General features: G+C 39.6%; 20 protein-coding genes, 3 pseudogenes and 2 other annotated features. Of the genes and pseudogenes, 9 read left to right on the top strand and 14 right to left on the bottom strand.

Annotation, left to right across the window (positions count from 1 at the left end; all coding sequences use genetic code 11):
• The first annotated feature begins 16 nt into the window (after positions 1-16).
• The 3 genes and pseudogenes from NPA43_RS03970 to NPA43_RS03960 form a co-directional block, all read left to right on the top strand.
• Positions 17-349, top strand: a complete 333-nt coding sequence (locus NPA43_RS03970) for a PTS sugar transporter subunit IIA (RefSeq protein WP_256499407.1) — start codon at positions 17-19, stop codon at positions 347-349.
• The gene (locus NPA43_RS03965) at positions 346-648 is read left to right on the top strand and encodes a PTS sugar transporter subunit IIB (RefSeq protein ID WP_230031564.1); all 303 of its coding nucleotides are present in this window, start codon (positions 346-348) and stop codon (positions 646-648) included. Before NPA43_RS03970 ends, NPA43_RS03965 begins: the two co-directional genes overlap by 4 nt.
• A 94-nt stretch (positions 649-742) precedes the next feature.
• Positions 743-884: pseudogene (locus tag NPA43_RS03960) on the top strand (transposase); the annotation flags it as partial.
• A gap of 140 nt (positions 885-1,024) precedes the next feature.
• Here the strand turns inward: NPA43_RS03960 and NPA43_RS03955 are convergent.
• From NPA43_RS03955 to NPA43_RS03925, 7 genes and pseudogenes are all read right to left on the bottom strand, one after another.
• Positions 1,025-1,306: a hypothetical protein gene (locus NPA43_RS03955; RefSeq protein ID WP_099727639.1), complete on the bottom strand. Its 282-nt coding sequence runs from the start codon at positions 1,304-1,306 to the stop codon at positions 1,025-1,027.
• A 381-nt stretch (positions 1,307-1,687) separates the two neighbouring features.
• Positions 1,688-2,968 (bottom strand): hypothetical protein, encoded by a 1,281-nt coding sequence (locus NPA43_RS03950; protein WP_256499406.1) that lies wholly within the window; start codon positions 2,966-2,968, stop codon positions 1,688-1,690.
• Positions 2,969-3,000: 32 nt separating this feature from the next.
• The gene (locus NPA43_RS03945; protein WP_256499405.1) at positions 3,001-3,570 is read right to left on the bottom strand and encodes a hypothetical protein; all 570 of its coding nucleotides are present in this window, start codon (positions 3,568-3,570) and stop codon (positions 3,001-3,003) included.
• 192 nt (positions 3,571-3,762) lie between these two features.
• Positions 3,763-5,691 (bottom strand): annotated as a pseudogene (gene thrS / locus NPA43_RS03940) (threonine--tRNA ligase).
• 51 nt (positions 5,692-5,742) lie between these two features.
• Positions 5,743-5,967: a binding site (T-box leader), on the bottom strand.
• Between the two features lie 37 nt (positions 5,968-6,004).
• Positions 6,005-6,229, bottom strand: a binding site (T-box leader).
• Positions 6,230-6,303: 74 nt separating this feature from the next.
• The gene (locus tag NPA43_RS03935) at positions 6,304-7,491 is read right to left on the bottom strand and encodes a DUF1835 domain-containing protein (protein WP_256499404.1); all 1,188 of its coding nucleotides are present in this window, start codon (positions 7,489-7,491) and stop codon (positions 6,304-6,306) included.
• 169 nt (positions 7,492-7,660) lie between these two features.
• Complete coding sequence (locus NPA43_RS03930; protein WP_099727643.1) at positions 7,661-7,984, bottom strand: carboxymuconolactone decarboxylase family protein; 324 nt, start codon at positions 7,982-7,984, stop codon at positions 7,661-7,663.
• A 26-nt stretch (positions 7,985-8,010) separates the two neighbouring features.
• Positions 8,011-8,400: a tautomerase family protein gene (locus tag NPA43_RS03925; RefSeq protein WP_099727644.1), complete on the bottom strand. Its 390-nt coding sequence runs from the start codon at positions 8,398-8,400 to the stop codon at positions 8,011-8,013.
• 112 nt (positions 8,401-8,512) lie between these two features.
• On the opposite strand from NPA43_RS03925, the gene NPA43_RS03920 reads away from it, so the two are divergent.
• Positions 8,513-9,397 (top strand): LysR family transcriptional regulator, encoded by an 885-nt coding sequence (locus NPA43_RS03920; protein ID WP_256499403.1) that lies wholly within the window; start codon positions 8,513-8,515, stop codon positions 9,395-9,397.
• Between the two features lie 111 nt (positions 9,398-9,508).
• Here the strand turns inward: NPA43_RS03920 and NPA43_RS03915 are convergent, their stop codons facing one another.
• From NPA43_RS03915 to NPA43_RS03900, 5 genes and pseudogenes are all read right to left on the bottom strand, one after another.
• Positions 9,509-9,850 (bottom strand): DUF6508 domain-containing protein, encoded by a 342-nt coding sequence (locus NPA43_RS03915; RefSeq protein WP_256499652.1) that lies wholly within the window; start codon positions 9,848-9,850, stop codon positions 9,509-9,511.
• A 351-nt stretch (positions 9,851-10,201) separates the two neighbouring features.
• Entirely contained in the window at positions 10,202-10,963 is a 762-nt protein-coding gene (locus NPA43_RS03910; protein WP_371930222.1) for a class I SAM-dependent methyltransferase, read from the bottom strand.
• A gap of 384 nt (positions 10,964-11,347) precedes the next feature.
• Positions 11,348-11,478, bottom strand: a pseudogene (locus tag NPA43_RS19205) (peptidoglycan-binding domain-containing protein); the annotation flags it as partial.
• A 3-nt stretch (positions 11,479-11,481) separates the two neighbouring features.
• Entirely contained in the window at positions 11,482-12,873 is a 1,392-nt protein-coding gene (gene rlmD / locus NPA43_RS03905) for a 23S rRNA (uracil(1939)-C(5))-methyltransferase RlmD (protein ID WP_256499402.1), read from the bottom strand.
• Between the two features lie 96 nt (positions 12,874-12,969).
• The gene (locus NPA43_RS03900) at positions 12,970-13,839 is read right to left on the bottom strand and encodes a DNA-3-methyladenine glycosylase family protein (RefSeq protein WP_230031560.1); all 870 of its coding nucleotides are present in this window, start codon (positions 13,837-13,839) and stop codon (positions 12,970-12,972) included.
• A 435-nt stretch (positions 13,840-14,274) separates the two neighbouring features.
• Between NPA43_RS03900 and NPA43_RS03895 the strand changes: the two genes are divergently transcribed.
• Both NPA43_RS03895 and corA read left to right on the top strand, forming a co-directional pair.
• Positions 14,275-14,781 carry a stress protein gene (locus NPA43_RS03895; protein ID WP_230031559.1) on the top strand — a complete coding sequence of 169 codons (507 nt, stop codon included), beginning with the start codon at positions 14,275-14,277 and terminating at the stop codon, positions 14,779-14,781.
• 132 nt (positions 14,782-14,913) lie between these two features.
• Positions 14,914-15,873, top strand: coding sequence for a magnesium/cobalt transporter CorA (gene corA / locus NPA43_RS03890; protein ID WP_099727651.1), 960 nt, complete (start codon positions 14,914-14,916; stop codon positions 15,871-15,873).
• Between the two features lie 34 nt (positions 15,874-15,907).
• On the opposite strand, the gene pdaA is transcribed toward corA, so the two are convergent.
• Together pdaA and NPA43_RS03880 are read right to left on the bottom strand one after the other, a co-directional pair.
• The gene (gene pdaA / locus NPA43_RS03885) at positions 15,908-16,687 is read right to left on the bottom strand and encodes a delta-lactam-biosynthetic de-N-acetylase (RefSeq protein WP_371930236.1); all 780 of its coding nucleotides are present in this window, start codon (positions 16,685-16,687) and stop codon (positions 15,908-15,910) included.
• A gap of 114 nt (positions 16,688-16,801) precedes the next feature.
• Positions 16,802-16,993, bottom strand: coding sequence for an SE1561 family protein (locus NPA43_RS03880; protein WP_034323464.1), 192 nt, complete (start codon positions 16,991-16,993; stop codon positions 16,802-16,804).
• A 146-nt stretch (positions 16,994-17,139) separates the two neighbouring features.
• Between NPA43_RS03880 and yfkAB the strand changes: the two genes are divergently transcribed.
• From yfkAB to NPA43_RS03865, 3 genes are all read left to right on the top strand, one after another.
• Positions 17,140-18,261 (top strand): radical SAM/CxCxxxxC motif protein YfkAB, encoded by a 1,122-nt coding sequence (gene yfkAB, locus NPA43_RS03875; protein ID WP_249705292.1) that lies wholly within the window; start codon positions 17,140-17,142, stop codon positions 18,259-18,261.
• Between the two features lie 7 nt (positions 18,262-18,268).
• The gene (locus NPA43_RS03870; protein WP_099727654.1) at positions 18,269-19,105 is read left to right on the top strand and encodes a mechanosensitive ion channel family protein; all 837 of its coding nucleotides are present in this window, start codon (positions 18,269-18,271) and stop codon (positions 19,103-19,105) included.
• A gap of 102 nt (positions 19,106-19,207) precedes the next feature.
• Positions 19,208-19,609, top strand: coding sequence for a nuclear transport factor 2 family protein (locus NPA43_RS03865; protein ID WP_256499400.1), 402 nt, complete (start codon positions 19,208-19,210; stop codon positions 19,607-19,609).
• Positions 19,610-19,670 lie beyond the last annotated feature (61 nt).

The following is a 19,670-nucleotide window of genomic DNA, read 5'->3' as shown; positions in this document are numbered from 1 at the left end:
CAAGGTGGGGAATATCATGGCGGACACACTACATTTAGAACAGGTCTCTTTTGAAATCATCTTGCATGCTGGAAATGCGCGTTCATCTGCAATGGAAGCATTACAGCATGTGAAAAATAACGAGTACGATTCAGGGAATCAAAAGATCCAAGAAGCAGAAGCGGAACTGCTTCAAGCGCATCAGGCACAAACCCGCTTATTGCAAAAAGAAGCACAAGGTGAAGGCCTTTCACCCAATCTATTGTTAATCCATGCACAAGACCATTTGATGACGTCAATGACTGTAAAAGATGTAGCGAAAGAAATAATTCAATTATATCAAGAGCTGAGGAGTGGAAAACCAAAATGAAGATAGCACTTGTATGTTCTGCCGGCATGTCGACCAGCATGCTGATGAAAAAAATGAGAGAAGAAGCGGAAAGCCGTAAAATAGTTGTTGAAATCAACGCTTATGCTGAAGCGGATTTACAAAGCCATATGAATGATATTGATGTCATATTGATCGGACCGCAAGTCCGCTATTTAAAAACACAAATTGCAGAACGAGCGGAACAATACCAGACACCGGTCGATATCATTGACCAAATGGCATATGGAATGATGAACGGAGCAAAAGTTCTGGACCAAGCGATCAAACTGACACAATAAAGCCTTCTCTTCACACTAAAAACAACCCATTTTCTTTTGAAAACGGGTTGTTTCAGCTTGTAGACAAAATCCTGACTCGGGAAAAATCCTCTACAAAAAAATAGAGCGCTGCTTTGCAGATTCAAAACAGCTGCATGGGCTTCGCTGCTGCCGATTGAGGGGAACGAAATGTGAACGAAGAACAAGTTCTCCTCACAGCCGCTTGCCAGAATATGAAGAAGATTGCCACACACTAGCGAAGCTAGGTCAGGGGTGTGGGAGTCCTTTTTTGTTTCTTTCATAAAGATGAAAAACACATTATTAAAACAAAAAAGCTTGTAGAAAAACATAGGTTTCTCTACAAGCTGAGGCAGGAGATGCTCTCCTCCCTTTCTTTTTAATGAAGTACGATCTGTTCATTCATCAAATCAATGGCGTAAATTAACTGCTCATATTCATCTAACAGAAGATATACTTTGAGCGGGGCAGCTGTTTGATCTGTCTGCTGCGTGAATAGTACACAAGTGAATTTTTCGATCCCCTCTGGCAGCTTGCTTTTCAGAAAAGGATGAAGAATAGGAGAGGTTCGAAGGGTATCAACATCTTTCAGCCAAAGCTCATCTTGTAACGCAGGATAATGGTCAACCAAAAACTGACGAAACACTTCCAATGTACTCAAGGTAGATATCCTCACTTTCTTCTATCTTGACTTCAAACTCACCTAAACATAAACGTAATCAACTCATCATATGATCTCGGCACACGTATTTTCGCATACTACTTGAGACACAATTTCTCTATTCTAGAGATCAATTGTAGATCAACTGTACTGTCACGACTGTTTAGTATATATGACGTTTACTATATCTTCTCATTAACTCAACCACGAATCCAAACGATGGACCTATGATCATATTCTTATCTGTTTTCTTTCGTGATGAAACGACAACTTCCTGCTACAAAATTCCATTTTTCTTCAAAAAATAGGTTAAATAGACAGAAAAAAGAACAGCTCCTCACTGTTCTTTAAAAAGTCGTAAAGTGCCTTGTCTTCATTACTTCAAATGTCCTGTAATGGAATGACTTCACCACTGGCTGCATCTACCCCATAATGACAATCCAGTTTTCCGCATAAAACATATTGTTTTTGTGCAAAGTCAAAGACATAGATGGGTGTAAGCTCCAGGTACTCTCTCAATTTTTCAAAGGCTTCTTCCTTTGATAGGGTGATTTTATCTGGAGATTGGAGTTCATCCAACATCCCACACATCTTGAACATTTGTTGTCTATCTATGTAATTGACTGCTTCAAATGTATAGGCATCAATGAATATCATGATTTTACCTGTAAGCACGCTTTTCTCTTGTGTATTTGCTTTTACTGTTGCATGAATGTAACCATGATCACGGTGGAGAGAAAGTAAGATCCATTTTCCGGTGTCGTTAGGATATTCCTGCCGCAAAAAGATTTGAACTGCTTTCAAACACTTATCTTTTTCTTCTTCTGAAATTGGCATTGTATCTGGTGAAGGTTCACATGAAAAGGCTTGATCAGCTGAGATATCTTCTTGAATATTCAATTCCTTTCCTACAAAAGGTTCACTTATCGGGACCTCCCATTCTATGAATTTATTTATATTGAAACAGTGATGTTCCTGAATCGTATCTTCAAACGGAATCGTTCCTGTTCCATCATTCTTAATATACACTTCTTCTAACGCATAAACAGGTCGAATTTTATTTTGCTCAAAGGAAGGCCATTCTACCCTTTGCACTTGCTGCTGTGCTAAGCTCTCGATCATCTCAATGAAAAGCGAATATTTTTCAGCTCTCAACATTTTTTTAGCTAGAAATGGCCCGTGATGAATAAAGTAAATGAGTTGTCCATGTTCATCCCATTTCACCTCTATCATGCCTGAAGGAGTCACTGGTACATCATCCATTTTTTCTTCGAAAAGAAGTTCCCCTTCTTTCTCCTTATGTAAGTGAAAATGCTCTCCATAGATCAAATTTGTTTCTTGTTCAATCCATTTGATGACTTCATTTGGATGGGCGTTATCAAACTGAACCCCTTTCTTTGCATATGTCTTGCCCATAACAAAAACCGCACTCTCAACCTGTCCCGTATTCAAATTCACTTCAATCACGGCTGTGCCATCTGGGTTTAAATCGTCAACCTCAGGTTCCGTTTCATAAGGAGGAAACCACTCCATATTCAATTTATAAATGGTTTCATTGAACATGTTGACATATCGATAAAATCCGTGTCTTTTTAAATGGTAATGATCTAAGCCAAATTTCATCCTTGTCTGATCTATCAGTTGTTGAATGTTTGCATTCATTTATTTCACCTCAAAATGTTAAGTAATCAGTCTTATGGAAGGACAAAGACGATGATAAAGAAAAATATAACGATAACTGTCAAGAAACCTAAAGCTATTGCCATCATGTTTGATTCCTTTGTATACCCTTTTAATTCATGCTCTTCAGTTGATCGGTCAATTTTTCTAAAGCGAAAAAGCATGCTTACATTGATAAGGGCTAGAGCAATAACCAATAAAAAAATTAGAAATATAGGTTCTATATCAAAGAATGGATTCGTGACATTTTGGAAGCTAAATGCCTGAAAGAACATAAGCCCACTCAATATCAATTTCCAAATATTTTCTGTTCTCTGTTCTTTTTCCCACTCTTTCCCCAATTTCGTCTTTTCATAAATGGCTACCTGTTCAAAAAGTGGAATAAAAGACTTCGTCGATCCTTTTTTGATAAAACCAAAAATGCTTTGAAGGAGCATTAAAATCCCTAAACAAAAAAAGAAATGTGTAAATCGAATTTCAGAAATTTGAATCAAGATAAAAAAAGCGACGATCATGATACCGGCTATTAAATTAGAGGCGGCGATTTGTTTTATTCTCATTTTTTTTAGCGTTGCTTGTTCCATGTAATGCTCCTCTCCGTTTCAAATGTTTCTGATGAGCGCTCTATCTATATTACGATTTTATTGAGTAAATGTTTCAATATTTTCCCTTTCACCCGTTTATTCGGTTTTTTAACAAATGAAAATAAGGGTTAAACGCCCATCATTTCAATGAACGCTTAACCCTTCGATCTTCCTTATCAATGGTGAAAAACATCACACTAATTCTTGAGCAATCTTTCTTTGTTTTATTTGTTGAGCTATCGAGCCTTTAAAATCCTCCATAGACATCTGCTCTGAAGCCTTTTCTCCATGCCGCCTAATATTTAGCGTTTTTTCTTGCATTTCTTTATCGCCAATCACAGCGATATAAGGCGTTTTTTGCATTTGTGCTTCTCTCATTTTATAGCCGAGTTTTTCATCCCGTTCATCAATTGTGACTCTTATCCCTACACTTTTTAAGTACTGCTGAACCTCCAAGCAGTGATTGAGGTGAACGCTTGAGACAGGTATGATTTGTACTTGTACTGGTGCTAGCCATAATGGAAAGGCTCCTGCAAAGTGCTCGATTAAGATGCCAAGGAAACGATCAAGAGAACCAAAAATGGCACTGTGAATGACAACCGGCCGGACCTTTTCGTTTTTTTCATTGATATATGTTAAGTCAAATTTTTCAGGCATTTGGAAATCAAGTTGAATTGTGGCGCACTGATGGCTCCGCTCTAGTGCATCTTTAATATGAAAATCGATCTTTGGACCATAAAAGGCCCCATCTCCTTCATTTAGCTGGTAGCCGACCTTTAGCTGGTCAAGCACATTCTTTAGGGCTGTTTCAGATAGATGCCAAATTGCATCATCCCCTAATGCTTTTTCTGGACGAGTCGAAAGTTCAACTGAATACTCAAATCCAAAAGTTCGATATACGTGATCAACTAATTGGAAAATCTGTTTGATTTCAGACTCAATTTGATCTTCTCTCAAAAAAATATGGGCATCATCTTGGCAAAATGTCCTGACCCTGAACAATCCATTTAATGCACCGCTATATTCATGACGATGCACCTGACCAAATTCGGCCATCCTGATTAGAAGATCCCTGTATGAATATAAGTTGTTTTTAAACATGAGCATATGCCCTGGACAGTTCATCGGCTTTAAAGCAAAGCTTGTATGGTCTACTTCTGAGAAATACATATTTTCATGATAATGATCCCAATGGCCTGACTGTTCCCAAAGTTCTTGGTTCATCATAAATGGCGTACTCACTTCTTCATATTGTGCTTCACCTCGCACTTCTCTTGAAAAAGCCATTAATTCATTTCTGACAATTTGCCCTTTTGGTAAATAAAATGGCATACCTGGAGCTTCTTCAGAGAAGATAAATAGAGATAATTGTTAGCCTAATTTTCGGTGATCTCGCTTGTTTGCTTCTTCTATGAAACGAAGATAATCAGCTAGATGTTTTGAATGTTGAAACGCAACACCATACACCCGCTGCAATACATCGTGATTGCGATCCCCTCGCCAATAAGCCCCTGCAACACGTGTTAATTTAAATGCCTTCATATATCCTGTAGATGGCAGATGAGGACCACGGCACAAATCTATATATTCTCCTTGCTGATAAACCGTGATTGTCTCTTGTTTAGGGAGACCTTTTAAAATATCCAGCTTATATGGGTCATTCGCAAACAACGCTTCAGCTTCTTTGTAAGACACTTCGATTCTTTGGATCAGATGATTTTCGTTCATGATGTTTTCCATCTCTTTTTCAATCGCTGCCAGATCTTCTAAACGTAAAGTTCGATTTAGTTTCATATCATAGTAAAATCCATTTTCGACGACAGGTCCGATCCCAAGTGTTACATCATCATACAACCTTTTCACGGCTTGGGCTAATACGTGTGCAGATGTATGACGTAACACTTCAAGCCCTTCTTCCGAATCGAGTGTCAAAATAGACAGCACTGCATCGCTGTTTAGCTCATAACTTAAATCAACTGTTTGATCATTTACCTTTCCCGCCACTGCTTTCTTTCTTAAACTCGGACTAATATAGGAGGCAATTTCTGCGACAGTCGTACCTGCGGAAAACTCCTTCGCCTTTCCATCCGGAAATTGAATCTTCACCATGTTTTCTCTCATGACTGACACACCTTTCATTTTTTTGAAATAAAAAAACACACCCTTCCCTCATAGAGGGACGAATGTGTAATCCGTGGTTCCACCCAAATTCCCATAATGCATATTCGCTTTATGGCTCTGGTGCCGTAACGTGGCAAAGACGGTATTGGATACTGCAATTTTCCCCAATACAACTCAAAGGTGGTAAGACAACTTTTCTGCGTTAGGAAGATTTCAGCTTTACTTCCCTCTCTGGTAACCGTTAAAAGCTGCTCATGTCCTTTTCAAAGTAATGATGATGTAGGAGTGAACAAAAAAACACACCCATCCCTCATAGAGGGACGAATGTGTGATCCGTGGTTCCACCCAAATTCCCATAATGCGTATTCGCTTTATGGCTCTGGTGCCGTAACGTGGCGTAGACGGTATTGGATACTGCAATTTTCCCCAATACAACTCAAAGGTGGTAAGACAACTTTCCTGCGTTAGGAAGATTTCAGCGTGACTTCCCTCTCTGGTAACCAGTACAAATTGCTCATGTCCTTTTCTTCGCTTTTAATTTCTTCATATCTTACATGATGATGACTAATCATGTAAAGCTTTATTTTGTGCAGAGCGATTGAAATTCATTCTTTAAATAAAATGTTGAGTGATTTCACTTGGGCTATACTCGACTTGATACGTAGGAGATAATGCACGTTTTACTTCTTCCGTCATGCGCTCTCCTTCTTGATTGAACTTCTTTTCCATTTCTACCCCATCTGGCAGCAAGTCTTCTGTCTCTTCATCAAACCAGCGGCCATACTGTATGGCCCAATTCCAGATTTTCGAGAAGAGCGCATCGCTTAGAGGTACATCATCTCTTTCTAAATGGGATTGACAGTGTCCACATTGAAGGGGTTCACCACCGTAGGTCCCTTCTATTTTCACATAAGGGTGATCCTCAAACTCGCGACAGCACACCCATTTTTTGAAGTGCTGACCGAATTCTGTCAACTTAATCGAATAAAAACGCATTGAAGATCGTTTTCCTATCATGTCAAAAATACCTTGATCAATTAATGTCTTTAGACGATACTCAATAAAGTCATCACCGATATACTGATCTAAATGACCGATGACTTCTCCAATTAAGCGTGGAGTTTTGATGTACTCCCCTTCTGACTCGGACTGCTGAACTCGCTTAGCCATTTTCACTAAATAAGCATCAAATTCATCTTCTGGTACGCTGATCGTTTGTCCTTTTTGCCATATCCGCAGCGTATGATTTTCTTTAGCAAATGAAAGCCATTCGTTTTGTAATCTTTCTCTTTCTTCTTTTGTCATTGTGTGAATATGCTCTTTACTCTCGTACAAAATTTTAAATTTTTCAGATGTGATCTCCCCGGCATGTCGAAGGATCATTATTCTTGTATTTGTATTGAACAGCTGGTCAAAAGCAGTCGTTGTATTGATTAAAGACAATTCTATCCTTTTCTCTTTTAATAAATAGATGGCATAACGTAAACCAATTTGCTCATGTGCATTACTGCCTGTCCAGATGAGTATACGACTGCCATCTTTTATATCTTTTATTTGCTGAAGCATTCTGTGCTGATCGTTGACCATGTCGTCAATATGTCCAAATTCATTTGATATCACCTTACGCAGCCACTCTTTACGCTTCTCCTGTCCTTCATGTTCATGCAAATGCAGAAGAGGTCCAATCGAATAAATGTCATCAAAGGCGATAATATCATCAGCCTGATCTTGCTTCACTTCGCTTAATGCTTGTTTTAAACTACCAGCAGGTGCTGCCCCAAATACGATATGTATCATCATTCGTCTCCATTTATCTTACAGTTTATTTCATCTTGACCTATTCATGGTTCTTACGTCAATTCTATTGAGTCAATTTCATTCAAAAGTATGACATAGAAGATTTTAAAATCCAATTTATTCGCATAGAAAAAAGCCCTTACTCAAATAAGGGCTCGTTGATTTGATTGTTTTATTTTTCCTCCAACATGTGTTTAGCTGCTTCTAATGCTGAAGCTGCTTTAGGCCATCCGATATAAAAACTAAGGTGTGTGATGACTTCAATCAATTCGTTCTTCGTTACACCATTTTCTTTGGCTAGATGTAAATGGTATTCCAGCTGATTTAGGCTGCCTGCACTTACTAAGGCTGAAACTGTAATCATACTTCGATCTCTTAGCGAAAGTTCCTCTCTTCGCCACAAATCCCCAAAGAGAACTTTTTCGGAGTACTCAACAAATGCTGGAGCAAAATCTCCGAGGGTTAAATTCACAGTTGACTTAATTGGTTGATGCATATCTATTTCCCCTTCCATTCATTTCGTTACTTGATCATTTGAGCAAGTCCTTCTCCAAAGGACCAATTCTCCAAGCCCGTCTCAACCAGCATAATGAATACATTTTCTTTCGGTATATGGAGTTGGCTATATAACTGGTCAGCTATTTCCTTATATAAAGACTGCTTCTGTTCGTAAGTTCTTCCTGAACCACATGTAATATGGATATATAAGAGACGATGATCCCTATCATGACGAAGAAGATAATTGGGGTCATAATAAAATTCTTCTTTCTTATGTGAATGGAACACCTGAAAGTAGTCTTTTTCAGGAACATGAAATTCTTTCATCAGAGCCTTCATGATCGTTTGGCTAACTGAGGCTAAGCTTTCTTTATCGTACTCAGTTTCAATATAACTGACTCTTACAAATGGCATATGGATGTCAACTCCTCTTTCTGTCTTACTTCATTTTACGTCTCAACACTCGTTTTGTATAATTGAATAATATATAAAATATTATTCATAAAACGAATGGAGATTATCAGGAATGGACTTAAAAGAATTAAAAGCATTTCAAGCCGTGATTCAAGAAGGGACATTTTCAAAAGCCGCTCAAAAATTGAATTATGCACAGTCGACGATAACGAATCAAATCAAACGATTAGAAAAGGAGTTAGGGTTTCAATTGTTTGTGAGAGGATGGGAGGCTGAATTAACCCCTTCAGGGCAATTGTTTGCCAAAGAGATTGATCAGCTGATTCTCCACTGGAATTTTGTATTAGATCAATCTCAAAAACTCCAAAAAGAAGAAGTCGGAACCTTGAATATAGGTGTCATAGAACCAATTGCTATCTCTATTCTTCCTTCAGTCCTTCAAACCTTCAGAAAGCAAAAACCGAATATCACATGCCACTTTATCATCGGTAATACAGATTCCCTTCACAAACAGCTACTCAAGGGGGAGATCGATTTTGCTATTGCAGGAGAACCGGCGATGAACCCACTTCCGTTTGAGGAATTGTACAAAGAGGAAATGTCTTTTATTATCGCAAAAAAGCAGGCAGATCAAGTTGGAACGATTTCATTGATCAAGGATCTTTATCAACAACCACTGATCATAGGTGGGGAAAGTTGTTTATATCACATGAAGTTACAAAAGGAACTCTCAAGAATAAATATTGAGCCGTTCACTTATACTATCAGCCAGATTTCAGCAATTCCGCCATTTCTAAAGGAATTCCCCTCCGTCGGAGTCGTACTTTCCTCTACACCATTGTCAGACGAGTTTGTGAAAGTTCCAATCGAAATGGAGGACCCTTTTATTACTATAGGAATCTTATCTCATAAGGAACCTCATCTATTTCTGAAAAACACCAAGCAGCTCTTGCTTGATCTATTTCGTCAAAAAGCTGGGAAGTTAACATGCTCGTGACCTTGTTCGGAAACAGAAGAAATGTTCCAAAAAAACCTAGATTTCATATCATCTAGGTTTTTCATTGTTTCAATCCATTCATGTTCAGTTTTTATCAAACGTACACATCCCTTACTCCAAACAATCCAATCTTTCAAGGCACTTTAATATGGATCCGCTTTTAAAGAAATTGAAGATGGCACCATCGCAAAACCACTCAGCCATCACAACCCCCATGATGAGAGCCAGTACACACTGTGCATTTAAATCTGAAACATCCACATTCCCCAAATCGTTCGTTCCACCTTCAATGCCATTTTCTTTGAGGATTTCTCTGTAGCGAGTAAGCTCCATCTCTTGATGTTGTTCTGCAAAGGTATAGACATCTTCGATAAAGTGACGGACCGTTTCAGAATCATTCACAAAGGGCATCTGGATTGGGTGTTCAGCTGTTCCATCATTTGCTTGATCGATTTCCCATTCTCAGATACGATCCTCCTGAAGCATCGGTTTGTATTTTGTCAGGATCTCGAATTGGCTCATCGTTATCCTCCTATATTTTTTTGGAATGCTTTTAAGCCCAACAATTAGTTACATATAATAAAGGATTCCGTTTGGATCCATGAAAATAAATAAAAGGTTATGGAGAAAAAAGCAGCCTAGCATTTAATTAGTGATTATCTTGAAGGCAGCAGTTAAAAAACTCTCCCGAATGTAGTCAATCCATGACCAGTAAAAGCCCTATGATTTGATAGTGCTGACAGGAGTGGTATTAGTTCAGAATTAGAATGGAGCCTTCAAATATATCGAAGGCCCCATTTCCAACTATATTGCTTTAGCTAAAATAATAAATCGGTGTTGTTTTGCGTCAAAATAACCCTTTTGTTCAATGGTTTTATGAATGGTGTATAATTCATCCTTGAAATTACTTATTTCAAAACCTGGCACTTGCCAAGGAATTGCTTTAAGATAATACACCAATGCTCCAATATCATAAAATCTTAGAATGGGGAACTCTTCGGCACTTTTCAAAACCTCACAATGATTCTCCTGTATTTCTTTTAAAGCTAGCTTTAAGTTCCAATCAATAAATTCCTCATTTATTGGTTCCCTTAGATGTTCATTAATCTCTATGCAATCGAGTCCACCGACTTGTTGTGTTAGAAAAATACCTTCTTTCGAGATAATTCTTCTCACCTCTTTAGATGAAAATGACTCATGTTGATTGATGATAAGATCAAATTTTCCAGTCTCAAACGGAAGAATTCCATCATTATCAATTTGAACTACCTTAACTCCTAAAGGTGTTAATCGTTCTTTTGCGATAGGTACATTAGGCATGTAACCTTCTGTAGCATAAACTGATGTTGGAAAAGGTCTTAATTTTAATAAAAACTCTCCACCACCTGTTCCCATATCTAGTATTGATTTTGCACTTTGAACAAGAGAAATAGCTATACTACCATATGACCATGAAAGCAACTCACTTTTCATTCTTCCAGTTTCAGATATGAATGAGAAATCCCACCCAACAAAAGGTTCATCTGCTTGTTTTATAAATGAAGAAAACTGTTTGTCATTCATCATAATCCCTCCAATAATCATTTTGCAGTTTTAATGATTAAATATTTGGTGGGCCTCTTACGAATGTATAAAGTTGTTATATTTCATGTTCTTTCAGTCTCATATTTAATAACTCCCTGTAAAAATTGTGTTTAAAGAGTACCTTGCCAAAGACCCTGATTGGCTATTATATGCCTTTTTGGGTTTTTAAAATTTATTTTATATTCATACAGCTGATATTTGAGTGAGACAATAAAAAATGATTTGTTTGAGAATCGAGGGCTCCTGATGGATGTCTCATTATAGAGTACTAAGTACAATGATAGAAGAGAATACGAAATGAGCGCTTAGGAAAAAAATAAAATAGATTGTTAGTTAAAGTAAAACCCCTCCTGTTGGAAGGGTCTTTTATTCATTTAGATAATGTGCCTTTTCTATTGCTGTTTTCGTTTTCGGTCCATCAATTCTGCTGTGTCCATGCATGATTGGAATCGTTTGACCGCATTTGCTGTTTTTGGTCCATCATAGCCGTCAATTCCTTATTATTTAAGGGATAAAGACACCACACACTCCACATGCGCCGTATGCGGAAACATGTCGACTGGCTGCATGTATTCGATCTTGTAGTCTTTTGACATGTATTGCAGGTCTTTTGCTAGTGTGGATGGGTTGCAAGAGACGTATACGAAGCGTTTTGGTTTGACATGTTTGACGGTGTCTAAGAAGGTGCTTTCGCAGCCTGTTCTTGGCGGGTCCACGACGATGACGTCAGGGCGGAAGCCTTCTTTGACCCATTTTGGGAGCCAATGTTCAGCTGTCCCTGTCACATAGGTTGCGTGTTTCATGCCGTGTTTTTTGGCATTTTTCTTGGCATCATCGATCGATTCTTTGATGACATCCATTCCTCTGACTTCTTTTGCGCCATCTGAGAGCCACATGCCGATGGTGCCAACGCCGCAATAGGCATCGACGAGCTTTTCTTTTCCTGTCAGTTTGGCCGCTTTTTTCGCTTCATCGTAAAGCTTTAATGTCTGCTTCGGATTCAATTGGAAGAACGCACGTGCACTTAGTTCAAATGAGACGTCTCCTAAAAATTCTTGGATGACCATGTTGCCTGCTAGTTGAGATGTTTTATGCCCGAAGATGACCGACGTTTTTTCGCCATTGATATTGTGCATAATGGACGTCACTTCTGGCAGACGTTTTTGAATGGCTTCGGCAATTTCTTTTTTCTTTGGAAATTCAGGTTTTGATGTGACAAGGACGACCTGTACTTCACCTGTTTCAAAGCCGACTCGCACGACAATCGACCGCACGTCGCCTTTTCTTGTCCGTTCATTGTAAACCGATACGCCGAATTTCTCTAAAATTTTGCGGACAACGCCTGTTGTTTTGTTCGTTTTCGGATGCTGCACAATACATTCCTTAATCGGCACAAGCTTATGAGAATTCAGTCCATAAAGCCCAGCGATGATGTCGCCGCTATGAGACCGCCCTACTTGGAACTGACTTTTGTTCCGGTAGTGCCACGGATCTTCCATGCCGATCGTTGGTCGAATATCTAGCGTTTCGACCGATAGCTTCGTGTGTCGTTCCATTGATTGAATGACAATATCACGTTTTTCCTTTAGCTGCTGCTCGTACGCCAAATGCTGAAGCTGACAGCCGCCGCACTGCTCGTATACTGGGCATGGCGGCTTCACTCGATGCTCCGAGCGCTTTCGCACTTTTCTGACCGTACCTTCTGCATATTTTGCCTGTACATTTGTTGCTTCAACGACCACTTCCTCACCTGGAAGCGCACCCGGGACAAAGACCACTTGCTTTTTAAAATAACCGACCCCTTCACCATTAATACCAAGGCGTTTAATGGTAAGCGGGAACTGCTGCCCCTTTTGCAGAAGGGCCCCTTGCTGTTTTTCTTTCAATTTCATTCTCTCCGTTCTATTTGAACCGTTATAGGTTGTCCTCATTTTATTCCATCTCATTAGTATATCACGACTTGGACAAAGAGAGAAAATGCCTTTCATTTATTTATCTGTCTCAATGCTTCTCCATAAATAAAGGGAAGCGTAGCTTAAATAAGGCGTCCACTCCTTGCTTAAGGCTGCCATCTCCTCTTTTGTCGGTTTTTCAGGCAGGTCAAAGTGCCGTTTGATGGCGTTTTGAATACCAATATCTGCTACCGGAAAGAGATTTGGTCTTCCAAGTCCATTCATCAGGACATTTTGAACCGTCCAAGGTCCAATGCCTCTAATCGGAAGCAGACGTTCCTCAATTTCTATATCCGGCAAATCGTGTAATTCCTCTAAACAAAGAGAGCCGCTCACAATTCGCTTTGATACATCAATAACGTATTCTGCCTTCCGCTGACTGAATTGGAGCTTTCTCAGATCGTCTGTTTCAAGCGATGCGATGGTTTCCGGTAAAGGGTCAAACCAAACGCCTTCTATTTGCTCACCGTACGAATGAACAAACCGTTTCGTGAGCTCATAAGCAAACGCTAGATTGAGCTGCTGATGAATGATGCATTTCATCAAACAATGATATAAATGAAAGTCCAGCATGAGCGGTGTTCCGATGTGACGTTCAAAAATAGACGCTAGATTCGTTTGAGAAAAATGGTTATGAACAACGTGTAATTGATGCTCCATGCCAAAAATCCGCTTCACTTCAGAAATGATGGGTTCCTCAGGGCCGTTTGATTGCACCCGGAACGTAGGCGTTTCTTTTGTTCCTGTGGCTTGAACGACTGCCACGTACGGCTTTTGATCCAACCTCATCGGCACTTTGATTTCTCTTTTGTTTAAATCGACTGCCTTTAATGGATCACTTGATAAGCGTCTGAGCACTTGATCAAAGTGATATGGCGGCTCAACCACCAGCTGTTTTTCCCACATGTTTTTCCTCTTCCTTTCTGTAAACACACGCGGATGTGATTGTTTCATTTTGCGTGAATCATTCTCTATATTGAATACTTTTAAATATAAAGAGTACAAGAATTTATCAGTTATATCTTCCTTATTCTTGGTCATTTTCCTTTTGGATTGATGAAAGTTTTAGTCGAATTTAGCTAATATTCGACACGATTATTCAACATTTTAGGATCATTTTCCTTAAATTAGAAATAGAACCTCTGGGTGATATCTTCTATTTCAAAAATATTTGTATAATTATGACATATCAAGGAGGTGAACAAAGGAATTAGCGGATTAGGCAATCATTTGTTTCATCTTGCAGGAACATATTTACCTCATTGATTACCGGCTTCACCTAGTTTCACGTTTTACGAAAAAGAAGACCCAAAAAATTCAAAAACAAAGGAGATCCGACCAATGAAAAAAACTATTCTTTCTGTTGCCCTTGCCACTGCTGTTTCTTCAACACTACCAGTATTCGCTGATGCTGCTGAGCAAAAAGCTGCTCCAGTTTCAACAACTGTTCAGCAAACTGTTTTAAACAAAGCTGCTGAAGGTAAAGCATCGACAAATGCGACAAACGTAAACATTAACTTTGACGTTCTTGGAATTGCAAATGCACTGATCAATGCTGCAAATGCAAACACAAACCGTGAAGGCTTTGTCAAAGGTTTAATGGAGTCTGCTTTCTATGCTGCTGGCGCTAAATACAATGTCATGGTATTTAACTTAAGCCAAGGCTACGAGACTCGTTTTAGCGGAGTCAAAACGTTCGCTACTGTGAAATACGGAAGCATCACTTATGGAGTTTGGGTATTTGAAAATGGATCTTTCACAAATAAAGGTGACGGCGGTTACATCAACTGGGCATTTAGAGGCTGGTTTGACCGTAACGGTGGTTTCGTCAACTTCCGTCGTCCTTAATTCTCGCCTTTATCCATCAATCATACACGCACATGGACCGATCTCAATCATGAGATCGGCTTTTTTTGTGGATAAGATGAATAAGTTTGTGCACGCTGCTTCATGATATAATGCAAGTCTGGAGGGGTGTATATGCTGAAAAAACTTGCAGTGACAAAAAACGGAGACTTGATTGAACATGCAACATTGCAGCAGCTTTCAAGCCCCGATATTGCCTGGTATTGGATTGACTTTCATGCGCCAACGGAAAAAGAAGCGGCGTTGCTGAAGGAATTCTTTCAGTTTCATCCGCTTTCAATTGAAGATTGCTTCCATTATTTACAGCGGCCTAAGCTTGATTTTTATGAAGAGTATTTATTTTTCGTTCTTCATGCGCTCAATCAAAAAACACTTCGTTCAGAGGAAGTGGATCTGTTTGTTGGTGAAAGTTATATTGTCACCTTTCACTTAAAGGAAGCACCATACATTGATCGTGTGATTCGAAAGCTAAAAGCATCTGAACACGCACGAAATAGTGGACCTGAACATCTTGCCTACATGCTGATTGATGATCTGGTTGACGATTATTTCCCGATTATTTATCAAATTGAAGACAGGCTAAATGAGATTGAAGATGAAGAAGGTCATAAAACGTATGGCACTTTAATGAACGAAGTATTCGGGATTCGGTCAGACTTGTTAAAGCTAAGAAGGACAATTATTCCGATGAGAGACCTTTTATACCGTATCGTGAACATGAACATGATGAAAAACGACAAAAATCGCCAAGCCTATTTCAATGACATCTATGATCACCTTCTAAAATTGACAGAGATTGTCGAGTCGAACAGAGACATGACAGCAGATTTAAGAGACAGCTATCAGACGCTGAATTCCAATCGGATGAATGCGATTATGATGACACTGACGATTGTGTCGACTATTTTTATCCCACTGACCTTTATTGTTGGGGTTTACGGGATGAACTTTGATAACATGCCTGAATTGCACTGGAAATACGGCTATTTTGGCGTACTTATTTTCATGGGTCTGCTCGTCTCGGGTATGCTTTTATGGTTTAAGCATAAAGGGTGGTTCCGGATTTTTAAATAACCAAAAAGCCTGCAGTTCCTCTGCAAGCTTTTTTCTATAGCTGCGGCAGATGCCATACTTTTTCAAGCATGAGATCGTCTAGGCTTTTAAAGGAATACCCCTGTTTTTTAAGAGCTGTGATGGCCTCATCCAGTGCCTCGGCATTGTCTCGTGAGACGGTGTGAAGTAAATAAATCGCACCTGGATGTGCCTGCTTCATCATTTCATCATAGGCATATTGTTTTCCTTTTTGATGATGGATATGCCAATCCACAAAGGCAACTGACCAGAAAACGGTTTGGTAGCCAAGCCTCTTTGTTTCCTTTAATACTCTTTCGCTAAATACCCCGCGCGGCGGACGTAGATAGAGGTTATCTTGTTTTCCCGTAATTTTGTACACCGCTTCATTTACACTGTCTAGCTCTTCTTTAATTTCTTTCGCACTCTTTTTCGTTAAGTCTGGATGGTGATAGGAGTGGTTGCCAATGATATGTCCTTCCTCTGCCATACGTTTCACAAGCTGCGGCTGATCCTTCACGAAGTGCCCTGTCACAAAAAAGGCGCCTGGTACTTGGTGTTTTTTCAGCACGTCTAAAATTTTCGGTGTGTACCCATTTTCATAGCCATTGTCGAATGTGAAGTAAATCTCTTTCTTTTTCGTGTTTCCTAAATAAAAGGCATCATATTTTTTTAGGAGTGTCGTCATTTCCTTTCCAGCATCTGCTGGTTTGTGCTCTTTGCTTTTAGCGAATCCCCAGTGGATGGGCTTATTAGACTCGGCTGCTGCTTCTGACAGAGGCATTGAAACAAAAAGCACACATAAACAGATCAGCATATATTTTTTCATCTACGTCACTTCCCAGTTTTTCTTTTATTGTGCAGAATATGACCGAGACTCATACGTCCATTCACCTGCCAATTTAAAGAAAAAAGCCCGCATCCGCGCGAGCTATTCTTCCTTCCAATCTTTTTTAAACCGTTCATATTTCGCTTCTAGATCGTCAATCATCTGGATCAGTCTGTCTATATCCTCAACGTCTGTTGATTCGGGATCTAATGAATCAATCACATTCATAAACATATCTAATCGGTTCTTTAAATAATCAACCTGCTGCTCTTTGCTGTCTGCTGCCTTGCCCATAGATACACTCCCTTTAGCATTTGTTTATAGCTTATCTTTCTTTCTCTTATAAATCAATTGTCTCCCCCTTGCGTATAACGGGCATGGGGCTTAAAATTAACTGTTGGCGGGTCTGCGTTTGCCCGAATGAAAAGGAGATAGATACCATGAATCAAAAAACAGCACTTCGTCCGATCACACCTGCATACGACCCTTGGGAAGCCTATCTCGATGTGCAGGATTACGGAGAAATGAAGCTGACAAATATTGAACTGACGACAACGACTTTATGTAACATGAGATGTGAGCACTGTGCGGTTGGCTATACCTTGCAGCCAAAGGACCCGCATGCACTGCCACTTGATTTGCTGCTTCGCCGTTTAGAGGAAGTTCCGCTTTTGCGCTCACTAAGTATTACAGGCGGAGAGCCAATGCTTTCTCTCAAGTCTGTGCGGGAATATGTCGTACCTATATTAAAGTATGCCCATGAACGCGGCGTCCGCACACAAATCAATTCAAACTTAACACTTGATTTGGCGCGTTATGAAGAGATTATTCCATACTTAGATGTTCTGCACATTTCACATAACTGGGGCACTGTCGAAGAGTTTGCAACGGTCGGCTTTGCGATGATGGATAGAAAACCAACCTTGCAGCAGCGCGAAAAATTATTTAACCGCATGATCGAAAATAGTCAGGCACTTGTGAAAGCGGGTGTCACAGTATCCGCTGAAACCATGCTCAATAAGCGCACGCTTCCTTACATTGAACACATCCATCGTCAAATCGTGGAGGAGATGAAATGTCAGCGTCACGAAGTTCACCCGATGTACCCAAGCGATTTCGCCAGTGCACTTGAGTCATTAACGCTTCCGCAAATGCGTGATGCGATTCATCAGCTGCTTGATATTCGTGATGAGAACACATGGATGCTGTTTGGCACCTTGCCATTTTATTCATGCAGCACAAATGAAGAAGACCATCGCCTCCTAAAGCGATTGCGCCAGGAGAAAAATATCACTGTACGAAATGATCCTGACGGCCGCTCAAGGTTGAATGTGAATATTTTTGATGGGAATATTATTGTGACAGACTTTGGCGATACGCCGCCGCTTGGAAATATTGAAACCGATACATTGCAATCTGCATATACACGCTGGATGGACACGAAATTAGCGAAAGAACTGAATTGTCATTGTCCAAGTGTGCAATGCCTTGGTCCGAATGTTCTTGTGAAAAACAGCTATTATCAAGATGTTGATTTTACTTCTCGTACAGCCAGGGGGTAACCGATAAATGGACGATACATTTCTGACAGTGGTCAAGAACAAATACATTGAAATTCTAATTGTTGGGCTTGTTCTTTGGTTTGCCGTCTTTATCATCAACAAAGCCCTTCAAATTTTCTTTAAACGAACGGAGTTTATTGAAGATAAGAAGAAGAAAACGATCGAGAGCTTGGTCAAATCTGTGACGAAGTACACAGCTTCAATTTGCTTTGTGTTCTATGTCATTTCTCTCTTCTTTCATGACTTTGGAAAAATTCTTGCTGGTGCTGGTGTTGCCGGAATCGTCATCGGTTTTGGCGCCCAGACGCTGATTCGTGATATTTTAGCAGGCATCTTCCTGATCTATGAACGGCAGATTCATAAAGGTGACTACGTGACGGTGAATAATCTCTTTAATGGAACCATTGAAGAAATTGGTCTCCGTTCTCTGCAAATTAGAGAATGGAGCGGCAAGCTGTTAACCATTTCTAACGGAGACATCCGGCAAATTCAAAACTACAACATACATTACATGCGTATCACGGAGTCAGTGTTAATTAGTGCCAATCAGAACCCAGACATCGCCTTTCAAGCGCTTGAATCAGCTTGTGACCAGTTGAATCAAATGCATCATGATTTTCTCAAAAAAGATGAATTCCAAAACGCCATTGAACCCTTTCAGGTTCATGGAATTATGGGTCTCAATAAGCTTAATCGCGGGATAGAAATCACTGTGAAAGGGATGGTCGAAGATGAAAAATACTTCGAAGCCGCCCTTGCTGTACGTAAAGAAATCATCAAGCAGCTTCATAAGCACGATGTCAAATTGCTTGAAGAGCTCGTTTATCCTCAGCCTGCAAAATAACCTCATTCTTTGTGAGGTTATTTTTTGTCATTGTTTTTTGTTAACCAGTTAATTATAATGTTATTTAGTTAGTCAGTTAATAAAAAGAGAGGATGTTTATAGATGACAAAGGCAGAAGCGATTTTTTTCATCAAGAAAATGTATCAGGAAGTATTAACTGAATTAGATGTACAAAAGGTGGAGACTTATTTTTCTCCTGACTATCAGCAAGTGACCGATGGAAAGGTTTCCACGCTTGATGAATTTAAAAAGCATCTATTCACATTAAAAGAAATGACAAAACAGCTCAAGATCCCCGCCTTTCATGATGTGTTATTTGATGAAGAGACGCAGCAAGGATGTTTTCGTTACACTGTACATGTCGAGCTGACCAGCGGAGATCGTGGTCTTATAGATGTAATGGCTTTATTTACTTTATTAGACGGCAGGATCATTCAATGTGACGAGCTGACTAGACCTCATGAGAAACATGAGACGCTTGAACAGCTTGGACACATCAGCTAAGGAATTTCTTCATTTCGGCCCTCTTGCTTCTATCCCCTTGACTGATTCATGTATAATAGAG

This window comes from Bacillus pumilus, assembly GCF_024498355.1.
Classification (GTDB): domain Bacteria; phylum Bacillota; class Bacilli; order Bacillales; family Bacillaceae; genus Bacillus; species Bacillus pumilus_P.
This window is presented reverse-complemented; position numbering and strand designations above follow the sequence as displayed.